General features: G+C 65.9%; 21 protein-coding genes. 14 read left to right on the top strand and 7 right to left on the bottom strand.

What is annotated here, in order from left to right:
* Nucleotides 1–157 precede the first annotated feature (157 nt).
* Genes ACK4HJ_RS16985 through ACK4HJ_RS16965 form a run of 5 tightly spaced genes read left to right on the top strand, consistent with a single transcriptional unit; the run spans nucleotide 158 to nucleotide 5,647 of the window.
* On the top strand, nucleotides 158–994 hold the full coding sequence (locus ACK4HJ_RS16985) for a GNAT family N-acetyltransferase (protein ID WP_409833752.1): 837 nt from the start codon (nucleotides 158–160) through the stop codon (nucleotides 992–994).
* The gene (locus ACK4HJ_RS16980) at nucleotides 994–1,863 is read left to right on the top strand and encodes a UDP-2,3-diacylglucosamine diphosphatase (protein ID WP_409833750.1); all 870 of its coding nucleotides are present in this window, start codon (nucleotides 994–996) and stop codon (nucleotides 1,861–1,863) included. The genes ACK4HJ_RS16985 and ACK4HJ_RS16980 overlap by 1 nt, the downstream gene beginning before the upstream one ends.
* Nucleotides 1,860–2,948, top strand: coding sequence for a glycosyltransferase family 4 protein (locus ACK4HJ_RS16975; RefSeq protein WP_409833748.1), 1,089 nt, complete (start codon nucleotides 1,860–1,862; stop codon nucleotides 2,946–2,948). The genes ACK4HJ_RS16980 and ACK4HJ_RS16975 overlap by 4 nt, the downstream gene beginning before the upstream one ends.
* Nucleotides 2,949–2,987: 39 nt before the next feature.
* The gene (gene ppk1 / locus ACK4HJ_RS16970; protein WP_409833746.1) at nucleotides 2,988–5,186 is read left to right on the top strand and encodes a polyphosphate kinase 1; all 2,199 of its coding nucleotides are present in this window, start codon (nucleotides 2,988–2,990) and stop codon (nucleotides 5,184–5,186) included.
* Complete coding sequence (locus ACK4HJ_RS16965) at nucleotides 5,183–5,647, top strand: SixA phosphatase family protein (protein ID WP_409833745.1); 465 nt, start codon at nucleotides 5,183–5,185, stop codon at nucleotides 5,645–5,647. The genes ppk1 and ACK4HJ_RS16965 overlap by 4 nt, the downstream gene beginning before the upstream one ends.
* A 37-nt stretch (nucleotides 5,648–5,684) precedes the next feature.
* Here the strand turns inward: ACK4HJ_RS16965 and ACK4HJ_RS16960 are convergent, their stop codons facing one another.
* Both ACK4HJ_RS16960 and ACK4HJ_RS16955 read right to left on the bottom strand, forming a co-directional pair.
* The gene (locus ACK4HJ_RS16960) at nucleotides 5,685–6,131 is read right to left on the bottom strand and encodes a hypothetical protein (protein WP_409833743.1); all 447 of its coding nucleotides are present in this window, start codon (nucleotides 6,129–6,131) and stop codon (nucleotides 5,685–5,687) included.
* A 158-nt stretch (nucleotides 6,132–6,289) separates the two neighbouring features.
* The gene (locus ACK4HJ_RS16955) at nucleotides 6,290–7,768 is read right to left on the bottom strand and encodes an exopolyphosphatase (protein WP_409833742.1); all 1,479 of its coding nucleotides are present in this window, start codon (nucleotides 7,766–7,768) and stop codon (nucleotides 6,290–6,292) included.
* 261 nt (nucleotides 7,769–8,029) lie between these two features.
* Between ACK4HJ_RS16955 and pstS the strand changes: the two genes are divergently transcribed.
* The 7 genes from pstS (at nucleotide 8,030) to phoR (ending at nucleotide 14,849) form a co-directional block, all read left to right on the top strand.
* Nucleotides 8,030–9,055: a phosphate ABC transporter substrate-binding protein PstS gene (gene pstS / locus ACK4HJ_RS16950; RefSeq protein WP_409833740.1), complete on the top strand. Its 1,026-nt coding sequence runs from the start codon at nucleotides 8,030–8,032 to the stop codon at nucleotides 9,053–9,055.
* Between the two features lie 109 nt (nucleotides 9,056–9,164).
* Nucleotides 9,165–10,154, top strand: a complete 990-nt coding sequence (pstC, locus tag ACK4HJ_RS16945) for a phosphate ABC transporter permease subunit PstC (RefSeq protein WP_409833738.1) — start codon at nucleotides 9,165–9,167, stop codon at nucleotides 10,152–10,154.
* Nucleotides 10,155–10,210: 56 nt separating this feature from the next.
* Complete coding sequence (gene pstA, locus ACK4HJ_RS16940) at nucleotides 10,211–11,065, top strand: phosphate ABC transporter permease PstA (RefSeq protein WP_409833736.1); 855 nt, start codon at nucleotides 10,211–10,213, stop codon at nucleotides 11,063–11,065.
* Nucleotides 11,066–11,127: 62 nt separating this feature from the next.
* On the top strand, nucleotides 11,128–11,916 hold the full coding sequence (gene pstB, locus ACK4HJ_RS16935) for a phosphate ABC transporter ATP-binding protein PstB (RefSeq protein WP_409833734.1): 789 nt from the start codon (nucleotides 11,128–11,130) through the stop codon (nucleotides 11,914–11,916).
* A gap of 91 nt (nucleotides 11,917–12,007) precedes the next feature.
* Nucleotides 12,008–12,709, top strand: a complete 702-nt coding sequence (gene phoU, locus ACK4HJ_RS16930; RefSeq protein WP_409833732.1) for a phosphate signaling complex protein PhoU — start codon at nucleotides 12,008–12,010, stop codon at nucleotides 12,707–12,709.
* A gap of 20 nt (nucleotides 12,710–12,729) precedes the next feature.
* Entirely contained in the window at nucleotides 12,730–13,437 is a 708-nt protein-coding gene (gene phoB / locus ACK4HJ_RS16925; RefSeq protein ID WP_409833730.1) for a phosphate regulon transcriptional regulator PhoB, read from the top strand.
* Nucleotides 13,438–13,508: 71 nt separating this feature from the next.
* Nucleotides 13,509–14,849 carry a phosphate regulon sensor histidine kinase PhoR gene (gene phoR, locus ACK4HJ_RS16920; RefSeq protein WP_409833728.1) on the top strand — a complete coding sequence of 447 codons (1,341 nt, stop codon included), beginning with the start codon at nucleotides 13,509–13,511 and terminating at the stop codon, nucleotides 14,847–14,849.
* On the opposite strand, the gene ACK4HJ_RS16915 is transcribed toward phoR, so the two are convergent.
* The 5 genes from ACK4HJ_RS16915 to trxA form a co-directional block, all read right to left on the bottom strand.
* A complete protein-coding gene (locus ACK4HJ_RS16915) occupies nucleotides 14,803–16,170 on the bottom strand; it encodes an MATE family efflux transporter (RefSeq protein WP_409833726.1) in 1,368 nt (455 codons plus the stop codon). The two genes, phoR and ACK4HJ_RS16915, sit on opposite strands and share 47 nt — an antisense overlap.
* Nucleotides 16,170–17,870 (bottom strand): hypothetical protein, encoded by a 1,701-nt coding sequence (locus tag ACK4HJ_RS16910; protein WP_409833724.1) that lies wholly within the window; start codon nucleotides 17,868–17,870, stop codon nucleotides 16,170–16,172. Before ACK4HJ_RS16910 ends, ACK4HJ_RS16915 begins: the two co-directional genes overlap by 1 nt.
* Nucleotides 17,871–17,982: 112 nt before the next feature.
* Nucleotides 17,983–18,237 (bottom strand): type B 50S ribosomal protein L31, encoded by a 255-nt coding sequence (locus ACK4HJ_RS16905; protein WP_015013594.1) that lies wholly within the window; start codon nucleotides 18,235–18,237, stop codon nucleotides 17,983–17,985.
* 92 nt (nucleotides 18,238–18,329) lie between these two features.
* Complete coding sequence (gene rho / locus ACK4HJ_RS16900) at nucleotides 18,330–19,592, bottom strand: transcription termination factor Rho (RefSeq protein WP_063459546.1); 1,263 nt, start codon at nucleotides 19,590–19,592, stop codon at nucleotides 18,330–18,332.
* 270 nt (nucleotides 19,593–19,862) lie between these two features.
* The gene (gene trxA, locus ACK4HJ_RS16895; protein WP_099656170.1) at nucleotides 19,863–20,195 is read right to left on the bottom strand and encodes a thioredoxin TrxA; all 333 of its coding nucleotides are present in this window, start codon (nucleotides 20,193–20,195) and stop codon (nucleotides 19,863–19,865) included.
* A 109-nt stretch (nucleotides 20,196–20,304) separates the two neighbouring features.
* Here trxA and ACK4HJ_RS16890 point away from each other — a divergent pair, with 109 nt between their 5' ends.
* Both ACK4HJ_RS16890 and ACK4HJ_RS16885 read left to right on the top strand, forming a co-directional pair.
* Nucleotides 20,305–22,869 carry a PD-(D/E)XK nuclease family protein gene (locus tag ACK4HJ_RS16890; RefSeq protein WP_409833722.1) on the top strand — a complete coding sequence of 855 codons (2,565 nt, stop codon included), beginning with the start codon at nucleotides 20,305–20,307 and terminating at the stop codon, nucleotides 22,867–22,869.
* Between the two features lie 159 nt (nucleotides 22,870–23,028).
* A complete protein-coding gene (locus tag ACK4HJ_RS16885; RefSeq protein WP_409833719.1) occupies nucleotides 23,029–26,541 on the top strand; it encodes a UvrD-helicase domain-containing protein in 3,513 nt (1,170 codons plus the stop codon).
* Nucleotides 26,542–26,554: the final 13 nt, after the last annotated feature.

Raw genomic sequence — 26,554 nt, 5'->3', positions numbered from 1 at the left:
GAGCATGCGGGCGCACGCCCGGGTTGCCCCTGGGATGCGGCTGGGGCACGCGTCATCGCTTTGACATGGTTTGGACATGTTCCCGTCACCCGCCCCCTCGACACTGCTGCGCAGGGGCCGGGGTGTACGTCGGCCTCCCACAAGGAGATGTCGCACCATGAATGAGCTGCCCAATCTGACCCTGACTGTGCCTTCCGACGCCGCCACAACCCCTGCGCTTCATAGTCCGGCTGTTGGTCCCGGTATTGCAAGGCCTGTGCCAGAGCGTGGCGCGATTGAGGTCACCTGGGCGCGGCACCAGGACGAGGTGCGCCAGGCACAACGCCTGCGGTTCGACGTTTTTGCGGCGGAAATGGGCGCTCGATTGACGACCCCCATTCCCGGCCACGATGTGGACCTGTTTGACGACTACTGCGAGCACCTGTTGGTGCGCGACGCGCTGAGCCAGCAAGTCATTGGGACTTACCGCGTGCTCACTCCCGCACAGGCCAAGCGGGTGGGTGGCACCTACAGCGACACGGAATTCGATCTGACCCGCCTGCGCAGCCTGCGCCCCCGCATGGTGGAGCTGGGCCGCAGCTGCGTGCACCCGGACCACCGCCACGGGGGGGTGATCATGGCGCTGTGGAGTGCGCTGGCCGACTTCATGGTGCGCAATCAGCTGGACACAATGATCGGCTGCGCCAGCATTCCGATGCTGTACAACGGCGTAGTCAGCGGTGATGCCGCAGCGAGCATCTGGCAGCAAGTGCGCAAGACGCACCTCGCACCCATTGAATACCACGTGCTGCCCAGACTACCTTTGCCGGTGGACCAGCTCGACGGCTCGACCGCTGTGGAGCCACCTGCGCTCATCAAGGGCTACCTGCGCCTGGGAGCGCGTGTGCTGGGGGCTCCGGCGTGGGACCCGGACTTCAACACGGCCGACCTGCCCATGCTCATGCGGCTGGGCGATCTGCACCCACGCTACCGCAAGCACTTCCTGGGGGCGTGATGCGCGCCGCGTTCGACGCCCTCGGCCCCTGGATGAACGACGCCATGGCGCCCGAGGATGCGGCGACCGACACGCGCCTGCCAATGTCGGGTGGGGGCAGGTTTCGCGCGGTGTTCATCTCTGACCTGCATCTGGGCACGCCGGGGTGCCAGGCCGTTGCGCTGCTGGACTTCCTCAAGCACCACCCGAGCGACCATCTGTACTTGGTCGGCGACATCGTGGACGGCTGGCAACTGCGCCGCAAATGGTTCTGGCCCCAGGCCCACAACGATGTGGTTCAAAAGCTGTTGCGCCGCGCTCGCAAGGGATGCAGGGTGGTGTTCGTGCCTGGCAACCACGACGAGTTTGCGCGCGCCTTCGTGGGGCACTCCTTTGGCGGCATCGAGGTGGTGGCCGACGCGGTGCACACCACGGCGGACGGACGCAGCCTGTGGGTGACCCACGGCGATCATTTCGACGGCGTGATCCAGTGCGCCAAATGGCTGGCGTATTTGGGTGACAACCTGTACGAGTTCACGCTCAAGCTGAACCGCCACCTCAACATCCTGCGCGCCCGCATGGGTCTGCCGTACTGGTCCCTTTCCGCCTACCTCAAGGGCAAGGTGAAAACCGCGCTGAACTACGTTACCGACTTCGAGGTGGCGGTGGCCGCCGAGGCACGCCGCAGGGGGCACGATGGCGTGGTGTGCGGACACATCCACCGCGCCGAGATGCGTGAGATCGACGGCACCCTGTACTGCAACGATGGCGACTGGGTGGAAAGCCACACGGCGCTGGTGGAGCACCTGGATGGACGGCTGGAGCTGCTGCAGAGGACCACCCCGGGACCGGCGAAGGAATCGCGCAGCCCGATGGAAGTGGCCGCATGAGAATCGCGCTTGTAACTGATGCTTGGCTGCCTCAAGTGAACGGGGTGGTGACCACCTTGCTGGAGCTGGTGCGCGAGCTGGAAACAGCCGGGCACCAGGTGCTGGTGGTGCAGCCCGGCCAGTTCCGGACGCGACCCTGCCCGGGCTACGCCGGCATTGATCTGGCGGTGCGCCCTGGCAAGCAGGTGGCCAGCATGCTGGCGGCATACCAGCCCGACGCCATCCATCTCGCCACCGAAGGCCCGCTGGGCTGGGCGGCGCGCAGCTACTGCCTGCGGCACCGGCTGGCTTTTACCACCGCCTTTCACACGCGGTTTCCTGAAATCCTGCAAGCGGCGCTGCGCGTGCCACTCAACTGGGGCTATGCGCTGCTCCGGCACTTCCACCGGCCCTCGTCCGGGGTGATGGTCCCCACACAGGGGGTTCTGCGGATGCTGGAGCAGCGCGGCTTTTGCAACCTGCGGCAGTGGACGCACGGGGTGGACACGCAGGTGTTCCCGTTCCAGGGAGAGGTATGCCCAAGCCCGCTCACGGGGGCATTGGCGCATCCCGTATCCCTGTACGTGGGGAGGGTGTCGTACGAGAAGAACATCGAGGCCTTCTTGCAGTTGGAACAGCCCGGTACCAAGGTGGTGTGTGGAGTGGGACCGCTGGAGACACGGTTGCGCGCCAGATACCCCCAGGTGCGTTGGCTGGGCATCCTGGACCGTGCAGCGCTGGCCCAGGTTTATGCCGCGGCCGACGTGTTCGTGTTCCCTAGCCGTTCCGAAACTTTCGGCCTGGTCATGCTGGAGGCGATGGCTTGTGGAACACCCGTAGCCGCGTACCCGGTCGAGGGCCCGATGGAGGTGCTGGGAGCGCAGTGCGGGGGGCAGCCCCGGGGAGGCGTTCTCCGTGACAACCTTCTGGTTGCCGCGCAGGAAGCCCTTGCGATCCCGCGGGCGGCAGCACGCAGCCGGGCCCTGGATTTCACATGGGCCCAGGCCGCACGCCTGTTTCAGCAATACCTGGTGCCCGCGCGTGCGTCGGGTGAAACGCCTGTGTCTGTCACAAAGTCTGTCACATCATTGTCATCTGGTCGTTAAATACTGGCGCGATCCCGCACTTGCCGCGCCCGCGTACCCATGTTGCCCTTGCCTCCCCATGATGCCGCCGAGCTGCAGCATGATGCCTCCGCCCCGGCCGCGCCTTCCAGCACCGCAGCCCCCGTTGGTGAACCCCTGCAGCCAGCGCAGGTGGCGCAACCCTGGCCGCACATGTTTCTGGACCGGGACCACAGCATCCTGGCTTTCAACGAGAGGGTTTTCGACTGGGCAGCGCGCACCGACATCCCTTTGCTGGAACGGCTGCGCTACCTGTGCATCGTGTCGTCCAACCTGGACGAATTTTTCGAGGTGCGGGCCGAGGCCCATATCACGGCGGCCAAGCGGGGGGAGACCAAGGGCACATACACCACCGCTTCGTTCGAGGCACTGGCCACCAAGGTGCACGACCTGGTAGAGCGGCAATACGCCCTGTACAACGATGCGCTGGTGCCGGCCTTTGCTCAGCATGGCATCCGCATCGTGTCGCACGGCGACCGGTCGGGCGCTCAAAAGCGGTGGGTACACGACTACTTTGTGCGCGAGGTGCGCCCCCTGCTGATCCCCGTGGGGCTGGATCCCGCACACCCATTCCCGCAGGTCGCCAACAAATCGCTCAACTTCATCGTTCGGCTCAAAGGGCATGACGCGTTCGGGCGGGAGAACGAAATTGCCATCGTGAAGGTGCCCCGTGCATTGCCGCGCCTGGTGCGCATGCCGGTGAAGGTGGCGCCGAACGAGTCGCTTTTCGTGAGTTTGTCGAGCATCATCCGCGCGCACTTGGCAGACCTGTTCCCGGGCCGCGAGGTGACCGAGTTTTCCCAGTTCCGCGTCACGCGCCACTCGGACCTGGCTCTGGACGAAGAGGATGTGCGCAACCTGCGCACCGCGCTGCGGCAGGGTCTGCAGCAACGCCACTACGGCCAAGCTGTGCGGCTGGAGGTGTCGGCGGGCTGCTCGGCGTTCCTTGCCCAATTCCTTCTGGAACAGTTCGGGCTTCCTTCCGCGGCGCTGTACCGCGTGCATGGCCCCGTCAACCTCGTTCGACTCAACCAGCTGGTGGATCTGGTGAACGACCCCGCATTGCTTTTCCCTCCGTGGACTGCCGCTTGGCCGCGCCAGCTTCGGCAGGACATGCCCATCCTGGAGCAGTTGCACCATCGGGATGTGCTGATCCACCAGCCCTTCGAGAGCTTTGATGGGGTGCTGGCGTTCTTGCGCGAGGCCGTGAACGACCCCCAGGTGCTTGTGATCAAGCAGACCATTTACCGCACGGGTGCCGACTCCGAACTCATGAACCTTCTGACCGAGGCAGTGCGCCGCGGCAAGGAGGTGATGGCAGTGGTGGAACTCAAGGCGCGGTTCGACGAAGAGGCCAACATCAACTGGGCCGAGGCTCTGGAGTCCATCGGCGCCCAGGTGGTATACGGCGTGGTGGGGCTGAAGACGCACGCCAAGATGCTACTGGTAACCCGCCGCGAGGGGCGCCACTTGCGGCGCTACGGGCATTTGTCCACCGGCAACTACAACGGGCGGACCGCCCGCATGTACACCGATCTGAGCTACCTGACGGCGGACGACGAGATCACGGCCGACATGGACGGCGTCTTCAACCACCTGGCCAGCCAGAACCGCCCTCCCAAGCTGCGCAAGTTGATGCTGGCGCCGTTCCATCTGCACCGGCGCATGCTGGAGAAGATTGAACAGGCGGGCCTGGCGGCAAGCCGCGGCGAAGACGCGCGCATCGTTGCCAAGATGAACGCGCTCACGGACGAGGCACTGATGCGCGCGCTGATCCTGGCTGGTCAACGTGGCGCCCGCATCGACCTCATCGTGCGAGGGGCTTGCATGCTGGCTGCGCAGGTGCCGGGTCTGACAGACAACATCCGTGTGCGGTCGGTGATTGGCCGGTTTCTGGAGCACACCCGTGTGTTCTATTTCCGCTGCGGGGCGGACGAAGATCTTTACCTTTCCAGCGCGGACTGGATGAACCGCAACATGATGCGCCGCGTGGAACTGGCGTGGCCGGTGACGGACCCTGCGCTGCGCCAGCAAATTGTGGACGAGTGCCTGGTCGCCTACCTGTGCGATGACCGCGACGCCTGGACGTTGAACGCCCAAGGAACCTATGACCGCGCTCCGCGCCCCGGCGACGGCTTGGGCGCGCAAAATGCGTTGATGGTGCGGTATGGCCCCAAATCCCCCGCGTTGGTGGCTCCCATCACACAAGGGGCCGCATGATGGATCTCATCCTGTGGCGCCATGCGGAGGCAGAGGAATGCCCTGAAGGCTCGGACGACCTTGCCAGGCCCTTGACGGCGCGGGGCGAAAAGCAGGCGGCGCGCATGGCCGCCTGGCTGGACCGCCAACTGCCCGAGGGTCTGCGCGTGCTCGCCAGCCCGGCCCGCCGCACCGAGCAGACCGCCAGCGCCCTGGGGCGCAAGTTCAAGATGCGGGCCGAGTTGCTGCCCGGAGCTACGCCGCAGGATCTGCTGGAACTGGCCCAGTGGCCACGCGCCCGCGGAGCGGTGCTGATCATTGGGCACCAGCCGGTGCTGGGTCAGACCATCTCCCAGTTGCTGGGGATGGAGGCGGCCGAGTGTTCTGTGCGCAAGGGCGCGGTGTGGTGGCTCCGCCAGCGGCAGCGGCTGGACCAGAGCCAGACAGTGCTGCTGACGGTGCAGTCGCCCGAGCTCCTGTAGCAGCGGCGCATTGGCCGCAGACCGCTCGGGGCAGGGACTACTTGCGTGCGGGCTTGGCCGACGGTTTGGCAGCGGGGGCGGGCGATTCGGCTGGTGCATCGGCCTTTGGGCGTCCCGTCTTGATGGAGGGGACGGCTTGCAAGGCACTGCGCAGCGCGTTGTCCGAAAGCCCGGCAAGCACCTTAAGGCCAGCACGCAGGATCTCGCTCTTCTTGACGGGTTGCGCCAGCGATGTCGCTCGCTCCTTGAGGATGTCTATGACGGCGTATTCGTCTTTGGGAATGGTGAAGCTGTCGCGCACCAGCTTGGGCTTCTTCGCCTTGGATTCTTTGGTGGCCTCCTTGCCAGACGTTTTGGCTGCCGTGGCGGCAGAGGTATTGGCAGGCTTTTTCGCGACCGCTTTGGAGTCTGCGAGCGCCTTTGGCGTCGCGGCCTTGGCTGTTGCTGCGGGCGCTGCCGCTTTGGCTGGCTCGGCAGGCTTCACCACCTTGGCGGCTTTTGCGGGCTTTGTTGTTTTAGCGACTTTGGCGGCAGGGGGCGCGGTCGGGGAGGGCGGAAGCGGTGCGGGAGCAGGTGCGGAAGGTGTCATGGCAGAAACGGAAGTAAACGGTATAAACAGTTTATACCGTTTTGTCCGTCCGCTCAAGGCAGTTCGGCCACCAGCTCCCAAGGCGTCTTCTGCCAAGCCCACACTTCTTCGCGCAAGAGATGTGCGGACTGCGGATAGGCATTGCCCCAGCCCGGGCGGGCCGCTATGTAAAAACGCTGCGCTTCGCGCCGCAGTGATAGGCCCTGGGTATCCGGCGTGCGCCTGGCATGGCACAGTGCCACAGCCAACCTAAGGCTAAGCAGTTGCAAGACAAAAACCGGGTCGCTGAAGTCCACGTCCAGCTTGCGCACCTTGCCGCGCTGGCCCTGCACCAGCTGGCTGAGCCGGTGCAACTCCGGCAGTGCAAAACCTGCGGCGTCGGTGTTGTCAAGAATGTAGGCGCCATGCCGGTGGTGGTCGCTGTGCGAAACGATGCAGCCGATTTCATGCAGGCGCGAGGCCCATTCCAGCTTGCGCGACGCACGTTCGCTGCCCCGCGGTGCAGCCTGTTCAAACAGGGTGCAGGCAGTGCGGGCCACGCGCTCCGCATGCTCCATGTCTACGCCAAACCGGTGCATCAGGCCGTTGACGGTGCTGGTGCGCAGATCGGTGCCCGGCTGCTCCCGGTCCAGCAGGTCATACAGGGCACCCTGGCGCAATGCGCCCTGGGCCACCTGCATCTCGTCGATTTCGAGCAGATCGAACACGGCGCGCAGAACGCTGATGCCGCCGCCGATGACGGCCCTGCGCTCTTCCTTCAAGCCGTCCATGCGTAGGCGGTCCGCGGACTGTGCGCGCAGCAGCTTGTCCTGCAGCCAGTCCAGCCCTTCGCGGGTGATCAATCCTTCGGACCCTCCGGCGGCAGCAAGCACGTCGCCCACGGCGCCCGCAGTGCCTGACGAGCCATAAGCAATGTCCCAGGCGTCGGGGCGGAAGGTTTCCAGCGCTTCGTCTAGTACGGCCTTGGCGGCGATTTCAGCGGCCAGGAAAGCCTGCAAAGTGAATTCGCCGTTGGCGAAGTAGCGTTGCGACCAAGCGACACTGCCCACCCGGAACGAGGCCACCGCGTGCGGTGTGAACTGCTGGCCGAGGATGAGCTCGGTCGACCGCCCGCCGATATCGACCACGAGGCGGCGCTCGTCCGACTGCGGAAGCAGCCGGGCGACTCCCTGGTAGATCAGGCGTGCTTCTTCTGGCCCGGACACCACGTCAATCGGGTAACCCAGCACTTCGCGCCCGCGGGACAGGAACTCGTCCCGGTTGCGAGCTTCCCGCAGGGTTTGCGTGGCCACGGCGCGCACCTGCGCCGCCGGGAAACCGGCCAGGCGCTCGCCAAAGCGTGCGAGGCACGCCCAACCCCGTTCCATAGCTTCAGGGGTCAGGTTGCGGTCTTCGTCCAGGCCATTGCCCTGGCGCACGGTTTCCTTGAGGTATTCCACCCGCTGGATGTGGCCGAACTCATAGCGCCCGATTTCTAGGCGAAAGCTGTTAGAGCCGAGATCGACTGCGGCGAGTCGTGTGCCGTTCTGCATGGAGTTCTTGAAGGTGCTGGGCCCGGCATCGTACCGCGAGCGTGGTGCCTGGGCACCCGGCGGGCGTACGTGAGAAGGCTGGGGCAGCCCCCGTGGACTCGCGGAGTGTGGCCTTGATAGATGACGGGTTTGTGACAACGCAGAGCCATTGAAATGTTTCATTCCCAGAAGACGGAAGGCCCCTTTGTGTCACTGAATTGTCATCTTGCCGTCCTAGAGTTCGTCCTGTTCCTGTCAACCCTAGCCCAAAAAGGTTATCGAATGAAACGCACATTTCTCAAATCCGTCGCTGTAGCGCTGGCCACGATGGCTGTCGGTAGCGCCGCCTTTGCGGCAGACATCACGGGCGCCGGGGCTACGTTCCCCTTCCCCATGTATGCCAAGTGGGCAGAAGCCTACAAGAAGGAAACCGGCACGGGTCTGAACTACCAGTCCATCGGTTCTTCCGGTGGCATCCGCCAGATCCGCGCCAAGACAGTGGCCTTTGGCGCCACAGACGCGCCAGTGTCAGGCGCTGATCTGGACAAGGATGGCATGGTGCAGTTCCCCGCCATCATCGGCGGCACCGTGCCTGTGATCAACCTGGACGGTTTCAAGCCCGGCGAGCTGCGCGTCACCGGCCCCGTGCTGGCTGAGATGTTCCTGGGCAAGATCAGCAAGTGGAACGACCCCAAGCTCACAGCCTTGAACCCCGGCAAGACCCTGCCTGACCAGGCCATCACCGTGGTGCACCGCGCCGACGGTTCGGGCACCACGTTCAACTGGACGGACTACCTGTCGGTGGTGAGCAAGGAGTGGGCGGACACCGTGGGCAAGGGTGCTGCCGTGAAGTGGCCCGCAGCCTCCTCGGTGGGTGGCAAGGGCAACGAAGGTGTGGCCGCCAACGTGACGCGCGTGAAGGGTGCCATCGGCTACGTGGAATACGCCTATGTCAAGAAGAACAACATGAACTTCCTGCAGCTGCAAAACGCTGATGGCAAGTACGTGAATCCGGACGACAAGACTTTTGCATCGGCCGCTGCAGGTGCTGACTGGTTCAGCGTGCCGGGCATGGGCATTTCCATGGTCAATGCCAAGGGAGCCGACAGCTGGCCTGTCAGCACGGCATCGTTCATCCTGATGTACAAGGACCCCGCAGACAAGGCCCAGTCGGCCGAAGTGCTGAAGTTCTTTGACTGGGCTTTCAAGAATGGCAAGCAAATGGCTGCTGAGCTGGACTATGTACCTCTGCCGGACAGCCTGACGGCCGAGATCCGCTCCAAGGTGTGGACGCAGATCAAGAAGTAAGCAGTCTGCTCCAGAATAGCGCCCATGGGTCGGCCTGGCTGGCCGATGGGCGCTGGTTTGTGGAGCCTCCAGAAGCCAGATGGGAGTCAACATGAGCGTGGGAACCACCATGAGTTCACAACCCGCATCCGCCAAGGTAGCGGATGCCCCCACCATCTCGATGGTGGCTATTGCCCGGCGGCAACGGCTTCAGGACATATTTTTCCACCGGCTTACGCAAAGCCTGTCCTTGCTGGTGCTGGCTGCGCTGCTCGGCATCATCGTTTCACTTTTTGTTTACGCTTGGCCGACGTTCCACAAGTTCGGTGTCCAGTTCATCTGGCGCGTGGAGTGGGACATCATCAATGAAGAATTCGGTGCCGCGATTGCCATCGTCGGCACCCTGGCCAGCGCGGGCATTGCACTGCTGATTGCAGTGCCTCTCGCGTTCGGCATTGCGCTGTTTCTGACGGAAACCTGCCCTGTGTGGCTGCGACGCCCTCTGGGCACCGCTGTGGAGTTGCTGGCGGCTGTGCCGTCCATCATTTACGGCATGTTCGGCCTGTTTGTGTTTGCGCCGCTGTTTGCCGACTACTTCCAGATGCCGGTGCAAAAGCTGCTGGGCTCCATGCCGCTGGTGGGCTTCCTGTTCGGCGGCAGCACCAACGGCTTCGGCATTCTCGCGGCGGGCATCGTCCTGGCGTTCATGGTGCTGCCCTTCGTGGCGGCTGTGATGCGCGACGTGTTCGAGATCGTTCCCCCCATCCTGCGCGAGTCGGCCTACGGCCTGGGCTGCACGACCTGGGAAGTGGTGCGCCGCGTGGTGCTGCCCTACACACAGAAGGGCGTCATCGGCGGGATCATGCTGGGCCTGGGCCGCGCGCTGGGCGAGACCATGGCCGTCACCTTTGTGATCGGCAATGCCAACCGCATGCCGACCTCGCTGTTCTCGCCTGGAACCTCCATCGCATCCACCCTGGCCAACGAGTTTGGCGAGGCTGCCGACTTCCACCTCTCCACGCTGTTTGCCCTGGGTTTCCTGCTGTTCGTGATCACCTTTGTGGTCCTGTCGGCGGCCAAGATCATGATGCTGCGCGCCGAAAAGGCCAAAGGCTTGTAAGCCGGGGCGTCGTTTGATCCTGCAAAACCACAGCGAAACCTTCTGAGAGAAGCTCCATGGAATTCAACCAACAACTCTACAAAAAGCGGCAGCGTTCCAATGCCGTCGGCTTGACGCTGTCGCTCGGCGCGATGGTGCTGGGCCTGGCCGTGCTGCTTTGGATCCTGAGCGTGCTGTTTGCCAACGGCCTGGCTGCGCTGGACTGGAACATGTTCACGCAGTCCACACCCGCGCCTGGCTCGGAAGGCGGCGGCTTGGCCAATGCCATCGTCGGCAGCCTGATGATGGTGGGCTTCACCGTGCTGGTGTCCACGCCCATCGGGGTGCTGGCGGGTGTCTACCTGGCCGAGTACAGCGAGCAAAGCAAGATTGCCGAGCTCACCCGCTTCGTGACCGACATCATGCTGTCCGCGCCCTCCATCGTGCTGGGCCTGTTCGTCTATGCCATCGCCGTGGCCACGGTGGGCAACTTCTCCGGCTGGGCCGGCAGCCTGGCGCTCTCGCTGATCGCCGTGCCGGTGGTCGTGCGCACCACCGAGAACATGCTGCGCCTGGTGCCCGGCAGCCTGCGTGAAGCGGCCTTTGCCCTCGGCGCACCACGCTGGAAGGTGTCCACCATGGTCACCCTGCGCGCCGCCCGTAGCGGTGTGATGACCGGCCTGCTGCTGGCGGTGGCCCGCATCAGCGGCGAAACCGCCCCCTTGCTGTTCACCGCGCTGAACAACCAGTTCTTCAGCACCAACATGAACGCCCCCATGGCCAACCTGCCCGTTGTGATATTCCAGTTTGCGCTGAGCCCCTACGAAAACTGGGTGCGCCTGGCCTGGGGCGGCGCGCTGCTGATCACGCTGTCTGTGCTGGTGCTCAACGTGGTGGCCCGCGTGTTCCTGCGCGAGAAGAACCGCACCTGACGCCATCCGTCAGCCCATCGCCTTCACGATACGAACAACGTCTCCATTCCCAGGATTTGACAATGAACGCCACTGCAACCGCTACAGCCCCCGCTACCAAGAACGCGCTGGAGCTGCGCAATCTGAGCTTCTTCTACGGCAAGTTCCAGGGCCTGCGCAATGTGAGCCTGAACATCGCCGAGCACAAGGTCACCGCTTTCATCGGCCCGTCGGGCTGTGGCAAGTCCACACTGCTGCGCACCCTCAACCGCATGTACAGCCTGTATCCCGGCCAGCGCGCCGAAGGCTCCATCAACTTCTACGGCCAGAACATCCTGGACCCGAAGCAGGACATCAACCTGCTGCGCGCGCGCATCGGCATGGTGTTCCAGAAGCCCACGCCGTTCCCCATGTCCATCTACGACAACATCGCGTTCGGCGTGAAGCTGTATGAAAGCCTGAGCAAGAGCGAGATGGACGACCGCGTGGAATGGGCGCTGTCCAAGGCGGCGCTCTGGACCGAGGTGAAGGACAAGCTGCACCAAAGCGGCCTGTCGCTGTCCGGCGGGCAGCAGCAGCGCCTGTGCATCGCGCGCAGCGTGGCCGTGAAGCCTTCGGTGCTGCTGCTGGATGAGCCCACCTCGGCGCTGGACCCGCTGTCCACCGCCAAGATCGAAGAGCTGATCGACGAGCTCAAGCACGACTACACGATTGCCATCGTGACCCACAACATGCAGCAGGCCGCCCGTTGCAGCGACTACACGGCCTACATGTATCTGGGCGAGATGATCGAGTTTGGCGCCACCGAGCAGATCTTCTTCAAGCCTGAGCGCAAGGAGACCGAGGACTACATCACCGGCCGCTTCGGCTGATCGGTGATTGCTACGTTATTGATAGCTTGTGGCGCTTTATAGATAAGCGCTAGGGCTCAATTTGATTCAAAACCGTGAGGTTGTACGCCAAATGCCAGACAAACACCTTTCCTCGCAGTTCGACAGCGAACTCAACAGCGTCTCCGCCCGCGTCATGGAGATGGGCGGCCTCGTGGAGTCGCAGATCCGCCAGGCGGTCTACGCACTGTCCCAGTTCAGCCTGGAAGCCGTGGAGACGGTGGCTTCCATCGAGACGCGGGTGAATGCGATGGAGGTCGAGATCGACCAAGAGCTGTCGTCCATCATCGCTCGCCGCCAGCCCACCGCACGCGACCTGCGCCTGCTGCTGGCCTTCTCCAAGGCCACGGCCAACTTGGAGCGCATGGGCGACGAGGCCAACAAGATGGCCCGCATGGTGCGCTCCATCATCGAGAGCGGCGCTCCGCGCTCGCTGCCATCGAGCGACCTGCGCACGGCGGCCGAGCTCGCCTCGGGCCTGCTGCGCAAGACGCTGGACGCGTTTGCGCGCCTGGACGTCAAGGCCGCGGTCGCCATCCTGAAAGAAGACGACCTCATCGACAAGGAGTTCGACGGCTTCGTGCGCAAGCTCATCACCTACATGATGGAAGACCCCCGCACCATCTCGCCCAGCCTGGATCTGCTGTTCCTGGCCAAGGCGATCGAGCGCATCGGAGACCACTCCAAGAACGTGGCTGAGCTGATCATCTATCTGGTCAAGGGCAAGGATGTGCGCCACACTGCCCTCGACGAGATCGAGTCGGCAGTCCTGTAAGAAAGGGCTTTGGCATCGTTATGAGAAAGCTTCCCCGTGTCCTGATCGTGGAGGATGAGCCTGCAATCGCCGAGCTGATTGCGGTGAACCTGCGCCACAACGGATTCCAGCCCTTCTGGGCGGAAGACGGCGACTCGGCCCAGCGCGAGCTGGATGCCGTGCTGCCGGATGTCATCCTGCTCGACTGGATGTTGCCCGGCCAAAGCGGCCTGTCGCTGGCCCGCAAGTGGCGGGCCGACAGCCGCACCAAGCCCATTCCCATCCTCATGCTCACCGCGCGCGGCGACGAGCCCGACAAGATCGCCGGGCTGGACGCGGGGGCGGATGACTACATCACCAAGCCCTTCTCCACGCAGGAGCTGCTGGCGCGTATCCGCGCCGTGCTGCGCCGGCGCGCGCCGGAGCAGGTGAGCGACAGCGTCACCATTGCCGACTTGGTGCTGGACGCCGCGACCTACCGTGTGTCGTTTCAGGGCCAGCCGCTCAAGGTGGGGCCCACCGAGTTCAAGTTGTTGCACTTTTTGATGAAGCATGCCGAGCGCGTGCACAGCCGCTCGCAGTTGCTGGACAAGGTGTGGGGCGATCATGTCTTCATTGAGGAGCGCACCGTGGACGTGCACGTCAAGCGCCTGCGCGAGGCGCTGGGTGCTGCCTCGGTGATGGTGGAAACAGTGCGGGGCGCCGGCTACCGGTTGACCGCGCAGCCGCAGGTGCAGTTGCAGGCGTGACGGGTCGAGCCTGAGTGTATGGATGGGGCGCCCTGCGCGACCCTGGTTTCTTGGAAGGCTTTGCTGACCGCATGCTGTGGCGAATTACGTACTTTCTGCTCTGGCAGATTGCGGGGGGTGGTCTGGGTTTATGGCAGGGTGGGCCCTGGGGCGCTGCCCTGGGTGCCGCCCTGGCGGCGTGGGCCTGGTTTGTGTGGGACCTGTTGCGCGGCGCGCGCGTGCTGCGATGGCTGCGTAATGGGGACCTGGCCGAAGTGCCCGTGATGCGCGGGATCTGGGGCGAGGCGGCCGACCGAGCCCGGCGCCTGTTGCGCCGGCAGGAATCCCAGATTCGAGAAAGCCAGGACCGGCTGCAGGAGATTCTGGCCGCTCTGCAGGCAACGCCCAATGGGGTGGTGCTGCTGGATGCGCAGGGCCGCATCGAATGGTGCAACCAGATGGCGGCAAACCAGTTTGGTTTTGACGCACAACGCGACGTGATGCAGTCCATCGGCAATCTGGTGCGCGACCCCGATTTCACGGCCTATCTGGCCGCGCAGGACTTTGGCAGCGATGTGGTGCTGGAGGGGCGGTTCAGCACCCCTTCGCGGCCCGTGCGCATCTCCGTGCATCTGCATCCCTACGGCGACGGCCGCACCCTGCTGCTGTCGCGTGACGTGACAGCGCTGGAGCAGGCGGACGCCATGCGCCGGGACTTTGTGGCCAACGTTTCGCACGAGATACGCACGCCGCTGACCGTGCTGACCGGTTTTGTCGAGACCCTGCAGACCCTGCCTCTCACGGCCGAGGAGCGCGCGCGCTACCTGGGCATGATGGCCCAGCAGGCACTGCGCATGCAAAGCGTGGTGCAGGACCTGCTGACGCTGTCGCGCCTGGAGGGCAGCCCGCTGCCGGGCATGGCCGAGTGGACGCCGGTGCAGGCGCTGCTGGGGCGCTGCGAGGAAGAAGGGAGGGCCCTGTCGGCCCTGCTCACGCAGAACCAGACGCCCCACACGCTGCACTTCCCGCATGCCGAGGTGCTGCGCGCGGAAGGTGACATCGCGGGCGTACCGGCCGAGCTGCAAAGCGCGCTGTCCAACCTCATCAGCAATGCCGTGCGCTATACGCCTGCCGGCGGCTCCATCACGGTGGAGTGGCTGCGGCAGGAGGACGGCAGCGCCCTTTTTTCAGTGCGCGACACCGGCCCCGGCATCGCGCCAGAACACATTCCGCGTCTGACCGAGCGCTTTTACCGGGTGGACCGCAGCCGCTCGCGCGAGACCGGGGGCACGGGGCTGGGTCTGGCCATCGTCAAGCACGTGCTGCAGCGCCATGGCGCGACGCTGGACATCAGCAGCACGCTGGGCAAAGGATCGGTGTTTGCCGTCACCTTCCCGGCGAACCGGCTGCGCGGGTTTGTGCTGCGGGGCTGACGGCCCGCCACAGCATCGCCACGAACAGCGCGGCTGTCACGGCCAGCGCCACCGCACTGGCTGCCCAGAAAGGCGTGGGCGCCGGGTTGCCGGCCCACGGCCCGTGAGCACGGTAGGCCAGCCAATAGCCCCCGCCCAAACCGGCGCCCCAGAGCAGGCCACAGTACACCAGCAGCGGTGCGACGGTTATGCGGTAGCAGCGCAACACGAACACGCACAAGGTCTGCAGCGCGTCGGCCGCGTGGTATGCCGCCACCCATACCAGCACGCTGCCAGCCATGGCTATCACACTGGCGTTGGCGGAATAGACGGCTCCGATTTGATTTTTTGCTATCAATAATATAGCTGCTAGCGCAATGCCAATAAGCGCTGAAAGCCTAAAACCTATAAAAACCACCTGCCGTGCACGGGCCGGGTCCTGCGCGCCCAGCCAGTAGCTGGTGCGTGCGCTTGTGGCAATGGCCAGGGACAGCGGCACCATGTAGAGCACCGCGGCCAGGTTGGCGGCAATCTGGTGCGCGGCTGACGCGGTGGTGCCCTGCCGCGCAATGAACAGCGCCATCAGCGTGAAGGAGGTAACCTCCACCATCACCGCCAGCCCGGCAGGAATGCCCAGCCGCGCAAACCCGGCGATGGTGGGCCAGTGCGGCAGTTCCATGCGCTGCCAGAGGGCGAGTGGCTCGTAGAAATCCTGGGTGCGCAGCAGCCACACGGCCAGGACCAGCATGCTGCAGTTCACCACCAGCGTGGCCCAGGCGCAGCCCACCACTCCCATTGCGGGCAGACCGCCGCCGCCAAAGGTGAACCACACCGACAGCGGCAGCTTGATGAAGAGCGAACCCACCTGCAGCGCGGTCACCAGCTTGGGCCGCCCCAGCGCCTGGTTGAGCGTGCTGTAGATGCGAAACAGCAGCGCGGGCGGCAAGGCGAGCGCCAGCACCGCCAGATAGCTTTCCACCTCGCCGCGCAACTCGGGCGGGACCTCCGTCCAGCGCAGGAGCGGAGCTGGCGAGAGCAGCACGGCCATGCCGAATGCGGACGCCGCAGCGCAAAGGTACAGGGCCTGCCGCAGCGACCGGCCCACTGCGGCCGTCTGCCCCGCACCGCGCTGCTCGGCCCACACGGGCAGCAGCGCTTGCAGACCGCCCATCAGCGCCACATACACGCTGATGAAAATGGCCGAGCCGACGGACAGCGCGGCCAGCGAGGATTCGCCGTGCCGGCCTGCCACGATGGTATCGGTCACCCCAAAAGCCATGACGGCCAGTTGCCCCGCCAGCACTGTGAGGGCATGGCGGGTGATGATGGAGCGCTCGGACATCAGGGCGCAGGCCCTGTGCGGCGGAACACGAGGAGCTGGTCGTTCTTGTCGGTGGGGCGGGGCAGGGTGGCTTGCAGTTGCCACAGCGCCACATTCACCTTACGTTCTGAGGCCGGCCAAGAGGCGATGTCCGCCAGCAGCCAGTCACATTCATCCTGCAGCCCGGCACGCTCCAATGCAAGTCCGCCGTGGTACTGCAGGGCAGCCACCTGGGCGCGGCTCAGGCCCAGCGTCTGCACGCAGCCCGGGGCTGGCCCCACCACGGCCATCACGCTGCGCACCTGTGGCGCGTAGCTGCGCGCAAAATCCAGCAGCGGCAACCAAAGCGTCATCAGCAGCAGCCAGCCCAGCGTGGCGCCACCGGCGGGCAGCACCAGGCTCTTCCAGATGGGCGCGCGGTCGCGCGAGGCGCGCCACCACACCAGTCCCGCCCAGCCCACGGTGGCGGCCAGCGCCACGGCCAGCGCGACGGCAGAAAACTCCGGCACGAATCCCGGCGCCAGCTTGGCCACGTTGGCGGCGGGCTTGGCCGGAACGCCGGTCTGCATGGCGATCCAGATCACCCAGATGGCCAGCGCGGACACGGTAAAGAACAGCAGCGTGAACCAGTCGATCAGCGCGCCCACGCTGCGCCCCAGGGTGGGCAGTGCAAACGCGGCCAGTGCCGCCATGGCGGGCAACCCCAGCAGCAGGGCGCGGTCCGCGGGCGCCGTGGTGACTGTGGCAGCAATGGAGATCACCAGAAACCCCAGCGGCAGCAGCAAATGCCGGTGCCCGGGCATGTTGAATATTTGCTTGCGCCAGCGCCACAGCGTCCACAGCGCCAGTGGCCAGGCGGGCCAGCCAAACCACAGCAGCAGGCGCGCCAGGCTCTGCCATTCCTTGCCACCCGTCTCGGCACCTACGACCCGCCAGCGCCACAGATCCAACACTACGGCCAGCGCCGCGGCCGCCGCCATCCCTGCGGCCAGCACCACGGCCCAGCGCAGACGCCGGTCGTCGTTGCTGCCCGGCGCAAAAATCACGACTGCGATGCTCAGCCCCCCCATCATGGCAGCCAGCGCGGGCGCTCCCGCCAGCGTCAGCCCGGCCATGCCCACCACCAAGGCCACCGTTGGCGCCACGGTACGGTGGGGCATGGCGGCCACGGCAGAAAACACCAGGGCCGTGCAGCTGAGCTGCACCAAGTAGCTGGTGACCTCGTGCGACAGCTGCGCCAGGCCCAGACAGGCAATCAGTGCGAGCAGGCCACCGTCAGCAATGGCACGCGCGTAGTCGGGCGCATTGGCTTCGCCGCCAAAGGCAAACGCCACGGGTTGTGCGCCGGGACTGCGCGCCAGGTAGTACACGCCATACCAGGTCGCCATGAGCGTGAGCGCCAGCAGGGTCGCAAACGGCACACGCACAGCCATTTCGGCCGACAGCCAGGACGGCGCAATCTGGATGGCCCATGCCCCCAGCCAATAAGGCAGCAACCCTTCGGTTTCAGGCGGCATGCCCCCCAGCAGTGGGCTCCCCCACGGCGTGCGGCCCTGCGCCAGCTCCAGCATGTAGCCAAAGGCCGTGACGTCGGCACTTTTCCACGGGTCCCGGCCCACAAAGCCGGGTACCACATACGCAATGCACAACAGCAGCAGCGCCCAGCGCGGAAGCGGGCTCACGGCGTTCTGGGTAACGATGGCAGGGGTGGGGGGGGTCACGCGTCAGAGATCGGTAGAGTGCACAGCGAAGCCACCGAGAATAAAGGCAAAAGCAAACAAAAAGGCAGCACGGTTGCCCGGGCTGCCTTTGTGCGGGAACGCAGGAGGCGAATTACTTCGCTGCGGTCTTGCCGAAACGGTTGCGGAAGCGCTCCACGCGGCCACCCATGTTGTCGACGGACTTTTGCGTGCCGGTGTAGAAGGGGTGCGATTCAGAAGAGGTATCCAGCTTGAACAGCGGGTATTCCTTGCCTTCGTGGGTTTCGGTTTCCTTGGTGTTCACGCACGAGCGGGTCACGAACTTGAAACCGTTGGACAGGTCCACGAACAGAACTTCGCGGTAGTTGGGGTGAATGCCTTCTTTCATGATCTTCCTTTGAGTCAACTGCGGGAGCCGCACCGGCCAGTCCGATGTACTTTCCGCAAGAAAAAGCCCTCCATTATGGCACAGGCGGAGAATTAGCCTCCGCGCCGCATCATGTCGAAGAAGTCCACGTTGGTCTTGGTGGCCTTCATGTTCTTGATCATGAGTTCCATCGACTCGATCTCGTCCATGTTGTACATGAACTGGCGCAGGATGCGGGTCTTCTGCAGGATTTCAGGGGCCAGCAGCAGCTCTTCGCGGCGCGTGCCGCTCTTGTTCAGCTCGATGGCAGGGAACACGCGCTTCTCATACAGGCGGCGGTTCAGGTGGATTTCGCAATTGCCCGTGCCTTTGAATTCTTCAAAGATCACTTCGTCCATGCGGCTGCCGGTGTCAACCAGCGCGGTAGCGATGATGGTGAGCGAGCCGCCTTCTTCGACCTTGCGCGCAGCACCGAAAAAGCGTTTGGGGCGCTGCAGTGCGGCAGCGTCTACACCGCCCGACAGCACCTTGCCGCTGGAGGGCACGACGTTGTTGTAGGCGCGGGCCAGGCGGGTGATGGAGTCCAGCAGGATCACCACGTCCTTCTTCAGCTCGACCAGGCGCTTGGCGCGCTCGATCACCATTTCCGCCACGTGCACGTGACGTGCGGCAGGCTCGTCGAAGGTGGAGGCAATGATTTCGCCCTTCACCGTGCGCTGCATTTCGGTCACTTCTTCAGGGCGCTCGTCCACCAGCAGCACCATCAGGTGCACGTCGGGGTTGTTGGCCGTGATGGCGTGGGCGATGTGCTGCATCATCACCGTCTTGCCGCTCTTGGGCGGGGCAACGATGAGTGCGCGCTGGCCGCGGCCGATGGGGGCGATGATGTCGATGATGCGACCGGTGATGTTCTCTTCGCCCTTGATCTCGCGTTCCAGGCGCATCTGCTCCTTGGGGAACAGCGGCGTCAGGTTTTCAAACATCACCTTGTGCTTGTTCTGCTCCGGGGGGCCGCCGTTCACGGCGTCAAGCTTGGTCAGTGCAAAGTAGCGTTCGCCATCCTTGGGCGTGCGCACTTCCCCTTCGATCATGTCGCCGGTGTGAAGGTTGAAGCGGCGTACCTGGCTGGGGCTGATGTAGATGTCGTCCGTGCTTGCGGTAAAGCTGGTGTCGGGGCTGCGCAAGAAGCCAAATCCGTCCGGCAGGATCTCCAGCACGCCGTCCGCAAACACCTGCTCGCCCGCCTTGGCGCGCTTCTTGATGATGGCAAACATCAACTCTTGCTTGCGCATCCGGCCGGTGTTTTCGATTTCGAGTTCTTCGGCCTGCTTCAGGACTTCAGACACGTGCAGTGCCTTGAGTTCGTTTAAGTGCATGGATTGACTCCTTGGCGGAGCTGGTATGAATCTTGGGGGAGGTGGGCAGGTGCCGGAAGGGCTGCTGTTTGCAGGCCCGGCCCGCCGGGGATCTGGGTTCGGCTGCCAATGCGTGCAGGCCGGTGATCGGGAGGAATTATGACAGGAAAAAAAGCGGGTGTTTCAAGCGCTGCCGTGACGAGAGCAGCAACGGCGCCCGGGCGCCGGATGCGCATCGCGTGCGATGCAAAAAAAAAGCCCCGCAGGCGGCGCGCCGGCGGGGCAGGGGCGTCAGGCCAGTTGCTGGTCGATGAAGGCCGTCAACTGCGCCTTGCTCATTGCGCCGACCTTGGTGGCGGCCAGTTGGCCGTCCTTGAACAGCATCAGCGTGGGAATCCCGCGGATGCCGAACTTGGCAGGGATCTCGCGGTTTTCGTCCACGTTCATCTTGGCGATCTGCAGCTTGCCCTGGTAGGTGCCTGCGACTTCGTCGAGGATGGGGGCAATCATCTTGCAGGGGCCGCACCATTCAGCCCAATAGTCCACCAGCACGGGTGTGCCGGGTTGGAGCACGTCGGCTTCAAAGCTGGCGTCAGAGACGTGTTTGATGAGTTCGCTGGCCATGGCGGATTCCTTGTGTCTGGGCCGGTGGCGACCGGTATACGTTTAAAGTCTGGCGATTGTGACAGAAACCAATTCCACGTTCACCGGTGTGGCCGGGCCCTGCGACGCTATGACAGTCATAGCGAAAAGCGATGAGTGCGATGCGCTTTGGGCTGCGGCGCTGGCCCGGGTGGAGGCGCATATCAAGGCGCAGGGCGCCCATCCGGCGCGGACCGTGGTGCTGGTGCCCTATGCCCAGCTCATGCCGGTGGCGCAGCGCTATTGGGGTGCGCGCCACCCCGATGGTTTTGCCCCGCGGTTTGAAACCACACGAAACTGGGCTCGCCAACTGTCAGTGTTCGTGCCCGTGGGCAACGACTTGGCGGGCGACGTGGCGCGTGACACGCTGACCGCACGCGCACTGCTTGACCAGGCAGGCCTGGCAGCCCAGCGCGACGTACTGGCAGCCCCCTTGCAAGAGGCTGCAGCCCAGTTGGCGCCCGCTGTTGCGGCCGTACCGCTGACCGAGCGCGAGGCTTGGGCCGTCCGAGCGCGCAGCCTGCTGCCTGAGGCCGACGAAGGGTCGGCCCTGCGCCTGGAAGCGGTGGTGGCCCGCATTGCGCTGGAATGGACGCTGGCCTCGCGCCATGCCACCGATGTGCTGTTCGAAGCGGGTGTGCGCCAGTCGGTGGACGCCCTGGTGGTGCTGCAGGGGTTTCAGGAAGAGCCCTTGGCCCGCGCCCTGCTGGCTCACTGGGGCGACAAGGCCGTTGCCGTGACCCTGGCGGGCGCTGGCCCCGCAGTGGCCGATGCCGCCATCGGCTCCATCGCGCTGCACGCCGCGCACGATGCCGAGGACGAAGCCCAGCGTGCCGCCGCCTGTGTGCTTGCGCACATCGCCGCAGGTCGCACGCCGGTAGCGCTGGCGGCCAACGACCGTGCCCTCACGCGCCGCATCAGCGCGCACCTGGCCAGCAGCGGCGTGGCCGTGCGCGACGAAAACGGCTGGACCTTGTCCACCACCCGCGCAGCGGCCCAGGTGATGGCCGCCCTCAAGGCCTGCGCCTGGAACGCGTTGGCCGACGAGGTGCTGGACTGGCTCAAACACGCGCCGACGCTGCCCGCCGACACCGGCAATGCGCTGGAGCGCGCGCTGCGCAAGGCCGCCGTGGCGACCTGGGCCGGCGCGATGGGAGCGGTGGGAACCCCTGGCGCAGGCAGGGCAGCGCTGGCCGCTTGTGTGGAACAGGCCGACGCCTGGCGCCAAACCCTGGCCGGCCCCCGCGCCCTGGCGCAATGGCTGGCTGCCCTGCGCGCACTGCTGGTGGCCACCGGCCAGTGGCCGCTGCTGGAGTGCGATGCAGCAGGCGCGCGCGTGCTGGCCGCGCTGCGCCTGCAGGCCGGCCAGGACGCCGAACTGGAAGGCTGGAGCGCCGCCGGCCGCCGCATGGCCCTGGCAGAGTTCACCCGCTGGGCCAATGAAGTGCTGGAGGCTGCGCGTTATGTGCCCCTGCAGTCCGGCGACGTGCCCGTGACCGTGCTGCCCATGCCCCAGCTGCTGGCCCGCCCCTTTGCCGCCCTGGTGCTGCCCGGCTGTGACGAAAAACGCCTGCAGGCCGCCCCCGAACCCCCGGGCGACTGGAGCGCGCAGCAGCGCCAGGCCTGGGGCCTGCCCACCCGTGAAACACTGGAAGCCGCGCAGCGCGCCGCCTGGCAACAGGCGCTGCGCACCCCGGCCGTAGATGTGCTGTGGCGCACCGGCGACGAGGGCGGCGAGCCCCTGCTGGCCAGCCCCCTGGTACTGGCCCTGCCGCTGGAGGGCACAGGCATACAGGGTGCCGATACACGCGCCCCGCGCACCGTGGCCGCCCAGCCCACCGCCCGCCCCATGCCCACCGGCCAGGCGCTGCCCGTGCAACGGCTTTCTTCCACCGCGTACGCCGACCTGCGCCATTGCCCGTACCGTTTCTTTGCGCTGCGCCAGTTGGGGCTGCAGGAGGCCGATGAACTGGCTGCCGAAGTGGACAAGCGTGACTTCGGAAACTGGCTGCACGCCGTGCTGCAGCACTTTCACGAAGCGCTGCGGGCCGACCCCACCGATGACCCGACCGAGCGGACGGCCCGCATGGACCACGCCGCCCACGCCGTCACGCAGGCGCAGCGGCTGGGCGAGGGCGACTTCCTGCCCTTTGCTGCGGGCTGGCCCCAGGTGCGCGACGGCTACCTGCGCTGGCTGGCGCAGCACGAGCGCGATGGCGGGCGCTTCCGCCAGGCCGAGGTGCAGACCACGCAGCCGCTGGGCACATTGCAACTGGTGGGTACCATCGACCGCATCGACACTGTATCGACCACGGGCGAACCGACCACGTTGGTCATCGACTACAAGACCGAGAACGACGCCGTCACCCGCAAGCGCATCGGTGCGGGGGCAGAGGACACGCAGCTCGCTTTCTATGCCGCGCTGCTCAGCCACGACACCCTGCGCGCCGCGTACGTGAACGTGGGCGAGCGTGGCGAGACGCAGATGCACGAACAGGAGGACGTGGTGCATCTGCGCGACCTGCTGGTGGAGGGCATCCAGCACGACTTCGCACGCATCGCGGCGGGTGCGCCCATGCCTGCGCTGGGCGAGGGCGCCGTATGCGATTACTGCGCCGCACGCGGCCTGTGCCGAAAAGATTTCTGGAATGAATAGAAGAGGGCACCCTCCTGTGGCGCTGCGCGCCTTCACCCCCTCTCTCGGCTGTGCCGGGAGGGGGGACGACACCGTCGCTGCGGGGCGGCCCTTGCTCGGTGTCCCCGCGCCCGGGCCGCGCCGGTTTCAGCCGCCGACCGCTCATCGCCGTTCGAGGGGATGCATCCAATGAACGCTGCGTACGAACACAACGGCCAGCCCGTCTCGCGCGAGGCGTTCTACGCCATTGCCTGCGACCCTGCGCGCAGCGTGGCCGTGGAGGCCTGCGCCGGCGCGGGCAAGACCTGGATGCTGGTGTCTCGCATGCTGCGCGCGCTGCTGGACGGCTGCGCGCCGCACGAGATCCTGGCCATCACCTTCACCAAAAAGGCGGCCGGTGAAATGCGCCAGCGCTTGCAAGAGTGGCTGGAGGCGTTTGCCCATGCGCCGCTGGAGGACCTGACCCGGGAGTTGATTTCAAGGGGAATCAGCCCTCAGCGCGCTCTGGATAAGCGCGAGGCGCTACAAAATTTATACCGCCAGATGTTGGGCAGCGGCCGCCCGGTGCAGATCCGCACCTTTCACAGCTGGTTTGCCGCCTTGCTGGGCACGGCACCGCTGGCGCTGCTGCAAGAGCGGGGCCTGCCCGCTCACTTCGAGCTGCTCGAAGACGATGCCGAGGCCGTGCGCGAGGTGTGGGGCCCCTTCTTGCAAGCGGTGGCCGACAGCCCCGGCCTGCGGGCCGACTACGAAGCCGTGGTGGCGCGCCACGGCCGCTCGCAAACCCACAAGGCCCTGGCTGCGGCGCTGGCCAAGCGGGTGGAGTTTGACTTGGCCGACGCTGCTGGCGTGGTCGATGCGTCGGTGCCGCCATTCCAGGCGCAGTACCACGACCTCGCGACCTTGACCGAACCGGCAGACGCGCTGCAGGGCGATGCCTGCCACCAGCGCTGGCTGGCCCGCGCCAAGGTACTGGGGGCCGAGGCCAACAAAACTCCCCAGAAGGCCGCCGACGCCATCATCGACGCGCTGGCCTGTGCCGACCCGAACCAGCGGCTCAACATGCTGCGCAAGGCCCTGTTCGTGGCCAAGGAAGACCGGCTTTCCAAGAACCTGGAGAAGTTTGCTGCCGCGCAAGAGGCCGAGCCCGAACTGCAGCGTCTGCTGACCGCACGCCGCCAGCACGAAGCCTGGCAACACCAGCAGCGCATGGCGCGCCTCACTCGCTGCCTGATCGCGCAGTTTGCCGCCGTCAAGCAGCAGCACGGCTGGGTGGACATGAACGACGTGGAGCGCACGGCGCTGGTCATGCTGGCCGACCCGGTGCTGTCGGGCTGGGTGCAGGAGCGGCTGGACGCGCGCATCCGGCATCTGCTGGTCGATGAGTTCCAGGACACCAACCCGCTGCAGTGGCAGGCGCTGCATGCGTGGCTGGCGGGGTACGCAGGATCGGGCGGCGGCAACACCGCGCCCAGTGTCTTTATCGTGGGCGACCCCAAGCAGAGCATCTACCGCTTTCGCCGCGCCGAGCCCCAGGTGTTCATCGCGGCCCAAGCCTTTGTGCGTGACGGGCTGGGCGGCGACCTGTTGAGCTGCGACCACACGCGCCGCAATGCCACCGGCGTGATCGCCGCCGTCAACCACGTCATGGACGCGGCCCAGGCGCAGGGCGAGACCAGCGGGTTCCGCGACCACACCACCGAATCCACAGACCCCGGCAGGCTGCTGCGCCTGCCCGCCATCCTGCCGGCGGATGGCAGCGGCGGCGGTGCGGACCCCTTGGCCTGGCGCGACAGCCTGACCGAGCCGCGCCACGAGGCCGAGGAAACCCAGCGCATGCGCGAATGCGCGCAGGCCGCCGCCTGGGTGGCCGCGCAGATCGCTGCGGGCACGCCGCCGAACGAAGTGCTGGTGCTGGCCCGCAAGCGCGACCGGCTCGCTGCCATGCAGGACGCCCTGCGCGCCCTGCACCTGCCCTGCGTGCAGCCCGAAAAGGCCGACCTGTTCGACGCACCCGAGGTGCAGGACATCGTGGCGCTGCTCGATGCGCTGGTGTCCACGGGGCACGACCTGTCTCTGACGCGCGCACTCAAGTCGCCGCTGTTTGGCGTGGGCGACGACACGCTGGTGGCCCTGGCCGCACTGCGCCGCCAGCCCGAACATGCCGGCAGCAGCTGGTTTGATTTGCTTCAAAAATGTGAGCCGCCAGCGCTTGGTACACAAGCGCTGGCGGCCAATTTGGCTCAATACAAGACCTGGGTGGACGCCTTCCCGCCGCACGATGCGCTGCACGCCATCTACCAGCACGGCGACGTGCTGGCCCGCTTTGCCGCCGCTGCCCCGGCCGCGCAGCGCACGGCGGTGCTGGCCAACCTGCGCGCTCTGCTGTCGGCCGCTCTGCAGCACGATGGCGGCCGCTACCTTACGCCGTATGCATTTGTGCGCGCCATGAAAAAAGGCGGCGTGCGTGCCCCCGGCCGCGTGGACGCGCAGGCCGTGCGGCTGCTGACGGTGCATGGTGCCAAGGGGCTGGAGGCGCGCTGTGTGCTGCTGCTGGACACCGACACCCGCCCGCAAAAGGCCGAAACCATGGGCGTGCTGGTGGACTGGCCCGGCGAGAAAACCGAGCCCGCGGGCTTCGTTTTTCTGGCCAGCGAATCTAGCCCGCCGCCCAGCGCCGAAGCTGCGCTGGCAGCCGAGCAGCAGGCCCGCCAGCGCGAAGAACTGAACATGCTTTACGTGGCGATGACGCGGGCCAAACACTGCCTGGCGCTGTCGTCCGTGGCGCCCAGTGTGTCCGCGCCCGGTAGCTGGTGGAACCGTCTGGCGCCGCTGCTGGCGGACGCGGATGCGACTGCTGCTGCAGAGGCTGCAGGCGTGCCGGCCGCTGAGCCGCGCGACGCAGCCGCCAGCGACCACGGCGAATTCACCCTGGCCGAACTGCCGCCGCTGCCCGATGCGCTTCGCGTGCAGCAGCGGGTGGAAGGTATGTCCGACGCGCCCGGCGGTGTTGTCAACGCGACTGCATCTGGCGCTGCGGCATCCACCCCGCTGTCGCGCTGGGGCGAGGCCATGCACCAGCTGCTGGAGCAGGCTGGCGTTGCGGGCTCGGCGCTGGCTGGCTTGCGCGCCGACGGCTGGCCCGCAGCGCGCGTGGCGCGGCTGGCGATGGACTTCGACATCACTGTCGAGGCCGCGCGCAGCGCCGCGCACACGGCGCAGCGCATCCTGGCGGGCGAGGGCGCCTGGGCTTGGGATGAGGCCATGGTGGACATGGCCATCAACGAAGCCCCGCTGCGCTACCAGGGCCAGAGCCTGCGCATCGACCGCCTGGTGCATCGCCACCAGCCCGCCGGGCACGCGGGCTGGTGGGTGCTGGACTACAAAAGCGCGGCGCAGCCAGAGCGCCAGCCTGCGCTGATGACCCAGCTGCAGCGCTACCGCGCCGCCGTGCGCCAGCAGGTGCCCGGCGAGCCGGTGTGGGCTGCGTTCCTCACGGGCGACGGGCGTCTGGTGGTGGTGCCGGAGGAGGGGGAGGACAAGGTGCAGGGTGCCCACGCCGCTGCATTTGCGAGTGCCTCCCTGGGGCATACTCTCGCCCCCGCTGCGCTGGCGGGTGGGCAAGGGTCGGATGGTCCCCCTTCTGAAGCCCCCATGGGCGCCCCCGGCCCCGTGCAAGGTTCGCTCTTCTGAGCGCGGCCGTTTC

The organism is Acidovorax sp., from assembly GCF_046294525.1.
Taxonomy (GTDB): domain Bacteria; phylum Pseudomonadota; class Gammaproteobacteria; order Burkholderiales; family Burkholderiaceae_C; genus Acidovorax.
Note: the sequence above shows the minus strand (reverse complement) of the source record. Positions and strands in the feature narration are given on the sequence as shown.